The organism is Pseudoalteromonas sp. SG44-8 (assembly GCF_014164125.1).
GTDB classification, from domain to species: domain Bacteria; phylum Pseudomonadota; class Gammaproteobacteria; order Enterobacterales; family Alteromonadaceae; genus Pseudoalteromonas; species Pseudoalteromonas rhizosphaerae.
Genome location: NZ_JACJEQ010000062.1, coordinates 1 through 3,746, shown reverse-complemented (window position 1 = coordinate 3,746; position 3,746 = coordinate 1). Strand labels below are relative to the sequence as shown.

3 protein-coding genes are annotated in these 3,746 nt (G+C 44.3%); 2 read left to right on the top strand and 1 reads right to left on the bottom strand.

Annotation, left to right across the window (positions count from 1 at the left end):
- Positions 1-121: 121 nt before the first annotated feature.
- Positions 122-601 (bottom strand): DUF721 domain-containing protein, encoded by a 480-nt coding sequence (locus H5163_RS20905; protein WP_145236680.1) that lies wholly within the window; start codon positions 599-601, stop codon positions 122-124.
- 467 nt (positions 602-1,068) lie between these two features.
- Between H5163_RS20905 and H5163_RS20900 the strand changes: the two genes are divergently transcribed.
- Both H5163_RS20900 and H5163_RS20895 read left to right on the top strand, forming a co-directional pair.
- The gene (locus tag H5163_RS20900; protein ID WP_182735879.1) at positions 1,069-1,206 is read left to right on the top strand and encodes a hypothetical protein; all 138 of its coding nucleotides are present in this window, start codon (positions 1,069-1,071) and stop codon (positions 1,204-1,206) included.
- A 1,182-nt stretch (positions 1,207-2,388) separates the two neighbouring features.
- Positions 2,389-3,746: MBL fold metallo-hydrolase RNA specificity domain-containing protein (locus tag H5163_RS20895; RefSeq protein WP_182735878.1), on the top strand; the 1,358-nt coding region annotated here is incomplete at its 3' end.

Genomic DNA, 3,746 nt, shown 5'->3' with positions numbered 1-3,746 from the left:
GAACTTAGGTTCTAGGTTCTAGGTTCTAGGTTCTAGGTTCTAGGTTCTTCAATACAGTTGCAAACTAAATATACATGGTAAACTTTTCCTAGCGCCTATTTCTTCCTAGCGCCTAAAACCTTTATTTTTTACCATGCCTCGCTAGACGCTCTAGCTTTTCTTTTAGTGACGGTGGTGCACTTTGTGCAATCGCATTAAGGTAATCAGCGGTTTGTTCACTCATAGCTAATTTATTCGCGGGAGTGGCGTTAGCTGTTTTTAACGCATTATTTGGACTTAATCGTTGGCTGGCTTGTGGGTTAGCGGTAATTTTGATTTGCCCAAGTTCTGCCATACCGGCACTACGAAAGTGTGACAGCATATCCATTTTTAAGTAGTTTAAACGCAGTGCTATAGGTGCAGATACAGCCTCAATCATCAGCGTACCATCGCGATAATTACTAACGCGACATTTTCCACCTAAATTAGCGCCCAAAAACTCACTCAATAAAGTTTGTTGTTTATCTAATGCTTGGCTTTTACCTGCATACGACGACAATCGACCACTCAGGCCAGCCATAATATCGTTTAAAGGTTTTGGCGCGAACCTATCTTTAGCCATGCAAAACACCAAAAGTTACATTGAAGAGACTGAGTTTAATTGAATGCAAAGGTTAAAGCTACCTCGAGAAATGAAAGATACGGGGTAATAGGTATTAGGTATTAGGTATTAGGTTAAAGGTTAAAGGTTAATGGCAGAGATTAGCTACACCTGAAATCTAATGACTGATGGTTCAATACAACCGCGCGGCATAAAGCCGCGCCTACGCTTTAAAACATAGGAGCTAGGTTTTAGGCTCTAGGTCCTAGTCACTTCCCTAGCACCTTTGTCTTCCTAGCACCTTTAACCTTTTCGCGGTGGCAAGCCACTCACCTACAAGTGATTTAACATCGAGGCAAACTTTAACACCCGTAGGCGTTAAGCTTGCTGACGCACAAACTCCGAGCCACATTTAAAACGCGGTGGCAAGCCACTCGCCTACAAGTGATTTAACACCGAGGCAAACTTTAACACCGTAGGCGTTGAGCTTGCTGGCGCATAAACACCGAAACAATATTGAATATCGCGGTGGCAAGCCACTCGCCTACAAGCGATTTAACACCGAGATAAACCTTAATACCGTAGGCGTTGAGCTTGCTGACGCACCAACACCGTTCCACATTTAAAATGCGGTGGCAAGCAACTCGCCTACAAGTAATTTAACACCGAGATAAACTTTAACACCGTAGGCGTTGAGCTTGCTGACGCACAAACACCGAAACAATATTGAATATCGCGGTGGCAAGCCACTCGCCTACAAGTGATTTAACATCGAGGCAAACCTTAACACCGTAGGCGTTGAGCTTGCTGACGCATAAACACCGAAACAATATTGAATATCGCGGTGGCAAGCCACTCGCCTATAAGTGATTTAACATCGAGGCAAACCTTAACACCGTAGGCGTTGAGCTTGCTGACGCACCAACACGGAGCCACATTTAAAACGCGGTGGCAAGCCACTCGCCTACAAGTAATTAATTAGACACCAGAGTAAAATTTAACACCCGTAGGCGTTGAGCTTGCTGACGCAAAACACCACACCACATTTTAAAACGCGGTGGCAAGCCACTCGCCTACAAGTAATTAATTAAAACATCAAAGTAAAATTTAACACCGTAGGCGTTGAGCTTGCTGACGCACCAACACCGAGCCACATTTAAAACGCGGTGGCAAGCCACTCGCCTATAAGTGATTTAACACCGAGATAAACCTTAACACCGTAGGCGTTGAGCTTGCTGACGCATAAACACCAAACAATATTGAATATCGCGGTGGCAAGCCACTCGCCTACAAGTGATTTAACATCGAGGCAAACTTTAACACCCGTAGGCGTTGAGCTTGCTGACGCACAAACACCACACCACATTTAAAACCCGGTGGCAAGCCACTCGCCTACAAGTGATTTAACATCGAGGCAAACTTTAACACCCGTAGGCGTTGAGCTTGCTGACGCATAAACACCAAACAATATTGAATATCGCGGTGGCAAGCCACTCGCCTACAAGTGATTTAACACCGAGGCAAACCTTAACACCGTAGGCGTTGAGCTTGCTGACGCACCAACACGGAGCCACATTTAAAACGCGCTGGCAAACCACTCGCCTACATAGGCATATACACAAAAGGTTAATGCCAGGCAAATTGTACAAAACGTAGGAAATGGCTTTAACCATGAATTTTATAATCCCCGAGCCATAAAGCCTCCGAGTACCTTTAACCTCTAACCTTCTCTCTTCAACCTTTTAATTTGACATTTTTTATCCTAACCTTGTTTCTAATTTGTATAATTTAATCAACAAGGATCAACCATGAAAATTACCCATCATGGAGCGGTGAATGGGGTTACGGGGTCATGCCATCAGTTGGATTATGATCAACACTCATCGGTGTTAATTGACTGTGGGCTTTTTCAAGGGGAAGACGCAGGGCCAAGTTTAGCTATCGACTTTGATATCTCAACTGTCACTGCGCTGATTGTTACGCATTGTCATATTGACCACGTTGGCCGCATACCTTACTTATTTGCTGCTGGTTTCACTGGCCCTATTTTTACTTCGAAGGCATCGGCAAGTCTATTGCCATTAGTGATCGAAGATGCACTAAAAGTCGGGGTGACGCGAGATCAAAAAATTATTAACGCCTGTTTAAGCTTACTTACCAAGCGTATTGTCGCTATCGAATTTAATAGCTGGTTTGACTTACCAACCACCAGCAACAAGCCCACCGCGAAAGCTCGCTTACAACGTGCCGGGCATATTTTAGGCTCCGCCTATGTTGAAATCGATATAAAAACTAAAACTATCAAGGGAAATTCCCATCGCGTAGTATTTTCTGGTGACCTAGGAGCGCCGCATACTCCGCTACTGCCTTCCCCAAAAGCGCCTTACAAAGCCGATACTTTAGTGATCGAGTCAACCTATGGTGATAAAAACCATCAAGGCCGAAAAGAACGCACGCAAACACTGAAAAAGGTGATTGAAAAAGCCGTTGCCGATAATGGCATTGTATTAGTGCCAGCGTTTAGCATTGGCCGTACGCAAGAGTTACTGTACGAACTGGAGCAAATAATTCACAACGCAGCTAAAAATTCGCCATGGCAAAGTATAGAGGTCATTGTGGACTCCCCGATGGCAGCTAACTTCACCACAGAGTATCGAAAATTTAAAACCCTCTGGGACGATGAAGCAAAAAAACGCTTAGCCAAAGGTCGCCATCCATTAAACTTTGCGCAGTTGCATACTATCGACAGCCACCAAGAGCATATTGCCGTAATTAATTACCTAAGCAAACGCAAACAACCCGCGATTATTCTTGCCGCTAGTGGCATGTGCACCGGCGGGCGAATTGTGAATTATCTAGAGCGATTTTTACCTGATGAAACTACCGATGTGATTTTTGTTGGCTACCAAGGCCGTGGCACGCTCGGCCGAGATATTCAAACCTATGGACCAAGTAATGGTTATGTGCATATTAATGACCATAAAATCACCATTAACGCAGCAGTACACACAATCAGCGGCTACAGCGCGCATGCAGATCAAACGGGGTTAATAAGATTTGTAACCGGTATGCGTAAAAAACCCAGCCATATAAAAATAGTGCATGGTGATGATAACGCCAAAAATGCGCTAGCAACAAAATACAAAGAAGTACTAGGAGATGAGAT

Coding starts and splice junctions, on each gene's coding strand:
- H5163_RS20905 (WP_145236680.1), bottom strand. CDS start 601: ATGGCTAAAGATAGGTTCGCGCCAAAACCTTTAAACGATATTATGGCT.